Origin of the sequence: Streptomyces sp. NPDC058964 (assembly GCF_042741275.1) — a bacterium.
Taxonomy (GTDB): domain Bacteria; phylum Actinomycetota; class Actinomycetes; order Streptomycetales; family Streptomycetaceae; genus Streptomyces.
In genome coordinates this window covers 2,024-5,090 of the sequence record NZ_JBHYKH010000599.1, presented here as the reverse complement: position 1 = coordinate 5,090, position 3,067 = coordinate 2,024, and the positions used below count along the sequence as shown (strand labels likewise).

Annotated in this window: 2 protein-coding genes; both read left to right on the top strand. The window is 69.8% G+C overall.

Annotated elements, in window-relative coordinates; genetic code table 11:
- The coding region (locus tag ACFW2E_RS41180; protein WP_384475543.1) for a M20/M25/M40 family metallo-hydrolase at positions 1-875 on the top strand (875 nt) is incomplete at its 5' end.
- A 269-nt stretch (positions 876-1,144) separates the two neighbouring features.
- Positions 1,145-2,986: an ABC transporter substrate-binding protein gene (locus ACFW2E_RS41175; protein ID WP_384475541.1), complete on the top strand. Its 1,842-nt coding sequence runs from the start codon at positions 1,145-1,147 to the stop codon at positions 2,984-2,986.
- The last annotated feature ends 81 nt before the right edge of the window (positions 2,987-3,067 follow it).

The window sequence follows — 3,067 nt, the reverse complement described above, 5'->3', positions numbered from 1 at the left end:
GGGGGGGGGGCTCCCTGGTCGCCGGGCACGCGCACCTTTTGGGGGGCGTCGCCGCCGCGATCGGCGAGTCCGGCGGCTACTCGGTCCATCTACCGGACGCCTCCCGGCTCTACCCGATCGCCGTCGGCGAGCGCGGCAGCGCCTGGATGGACCTGACGGCGCGCGGCGCGGCGGGCCACGGCTCCCGGCCCGGCACGGACAACGCTGTCGCCACCCTGGCGGCCACCCTTTCCGCGCTGGCCGCGCACCGCTGGCCGGTGCGGATCGCGCCGGCGGTGGCCGCGCTGCTGGAGGGGCTCTGTGCCCGCCTGGGCGTCACGGTCGACCCGGCGGACCCCGCGTCCCTCGCGCAACTGGGCGAGGCGGCCAGGCTGGTCGAGGCCACCGTCGCCAACACGCTCAACCCGACCATGATGAAGGCGGGTTACAAGCACAACGTCATTCCGAGCGAGGCGAGGGCCGGCGTGGACGGCAGGATCCTGCCGGGCGCGGAGGAGGACTTCTTCGCGACCGTGGACGCCCTGCTCGGCGGGAAGGTCTCGCGGTCCTTCCACAGTTTCGCCGCACCCGTCTGCGCGGACCACACCTCGGCCGAGTTCGAGGAGATGGCGGCGGCGCTGCTCCGCGCCGATCCCCAGGCACTGGTGCTGCCGTTCATCATGTCGGGCGGCACCGACGCCAAGGCGTTCGCCCGGCTGGGCATCCAGTGCTACGGGTTCGGCCCCGGCCTGACCCCGCCCGGCTTCGACGTGTGGCGGTACGTGCACGGCGTCGACGAGCAGGTCCTCGTCAGCAGCCTGGAGTTCGGCGTACGGGTGCTGGAGGACTTCCTGCGCACCGCCACCGGCACCGGGCCTCGGAACGCGGAGCAGTGACCGCCCCGTACCTCCGCTGAACCCCGCGCGGGCCGGCCACGGCACTGCGGACCGCCCTCCCCCGCCCACCAGAGCCCCACCGCCCCACCGTACGCACATTCATATGCATGCATGCACCAATGCATAAACCAATGCACATACCAATAGGTGCACTGCGCATTCACTGCCGCGCCGCACGGCCCTGTCCACCGGGTCCGCGGCGCAGCCACCTCGCCCCACCCGGTCCCCTCGCGGCCCCGTGCCGCCGACACCTCCAGGAGAAGTCCACGATGACCACGCCCGCCCCTGCGCACAGAATCGGCCGCAAGGCCGCCGCGCTGGCCACGTCGCTGCTGCTCGCCACCGGTGCGGGCCTCGCCTTCGCGCCGACCGCCGCGGCCGACGACGGCGGCAGCACGCTGCGGATGCCGATCACCGGCATCGGCATCGACTCCCTGAACCCGTTCCTCGCCTACTTCGCGGGCAGCCTGGACGTGTTCGCCGGCATCTACCCCGCCCTGAACACGGTGGAGCAGGACGGCACCGTCAAGCCGTACCTGGCGGACTCCTGGACGACCTCCGACGACAAGCTCACCTGGACCTTCAAGATCCACAAGGGCCTGAAGTGGAGCGACGGCAAGCCGATCACGGCCGAGGACGCCGCCTGGACGTTCAACCTGATCATGAGCAACTCCACCGCGGCCACCGCCAACGGCTCTCTGCTCGGCAACTTCGCGTCGGTCACCGCGCCGGACGCCACCACACTGGTCGTCAAGACCAAGAATCCGCAGGCCACGATGCTTGCGGTCAGCGTCCCGGCGTCGGGCATCCCCATCGTGCCGAAGCACATATGGGAATCGCACGTCAAGGACCTGAAGAACTACAAGAACGACAGCTTCCCGATCGTCGGGTACGGCCCGTGGACGCTGACGGACTACAAGCCCGAGCAGTACGCCAAGTACGACGCGAACAAGGACTTCCTGCTGGGCGCGCCCAAGTACGACCACATGATCCAGCAGGCGTTCAAGAACACGGACGCCGCCGTGGCCGCGCTCCGGTCGGGTCAGCTCGACTACGTCAGCGGCCTCAACCCCGTCCAGTACAAGGCGCTCAAGGGCCGGTCCGGCACCAAGGCGTACGAGACGGTCGGCAACCGCTGGAGCGGCATCGAGCTGAACGGGGGCGCTCGCACCCGTGACGGCAAGAAGATCGGTACGGGCCACCCGGCGCTCGGCGACGTCAAGGTCCGTGAGGCGCTGGCGCGCGCCATCGACCGGGCGACGATCGTGAAGAAGGTCCGCGACAACCTGGCGAAGGTCGGCGCCAGCTACCTGCCGCCGTCCCTGCCACAGTACGCGTGGCAGCCCTCCGACTCGGAGAAGTTCGACTACGACCCGGCCAAGGCCAACGCCGTGCTCGACGAGGCGGGTTACAAGAAGGGCTCCGACGGGATCCGGGTCGACCCGAAGTCCAAGCGCAAGCTGGACTTCCGCCTCGGCATCCACTCCGACGACGACGCGGACGCCAAGGTCTCCACGTACCTCGCGGGCTGGTTCAAGGAGATCGGGGTCAAGGTCGACATCCAGGCGATGAGCTCCTCGAAGCTCAACGCCGACCTGGCCAAGGGCGACTGGGACATCCTGATGGACTCCTGGTCGACCGGGCCGGACCCGACGTACCTGCTGGGCATCCAGACCTGCGCGGCGCTTCCCGACAGCAAGGGCGAGGGCGGCAGCACGGACTCGTTCTTCTGTGACAAGGACTACGACGATCTGTTCCTTCGTCAGCAGAGCGCCTTCGACGACAAGGAGCGCGCCGGTCTGCTTCGGCAGATGCAGGCGATCCTGTACAAGGCCAACGAGAACATCATGATCTACAACGCCAACGGCCTCGCCGCGTACCGCACCGACCGGGTGAACGGCATCCTGACGGGCAAGGCGGACTCCACCGGCGCCTACCCCCCGCAGGCCTCCCTCACCCAGTACCTGAACGCGGCACCGGCGAAGGCCTCTTCCTCCTCCGGCAACAGCTCCGGCACGGCGATCGGCGTCTCGGCGGCCGTGGTGGTCGTCCTGGCCGCCGGCGGAGTGTTCCTGGTGCGTCGCCGCTCCTCCTCCGACGACCGCGAGTAGACCGTGACAGACACCATCGATGTCACCGGCGCGGCGGCCGCGTAGGCCGGGCCCCCGCCGGGGCTCGGCCGCCCGGAGGGC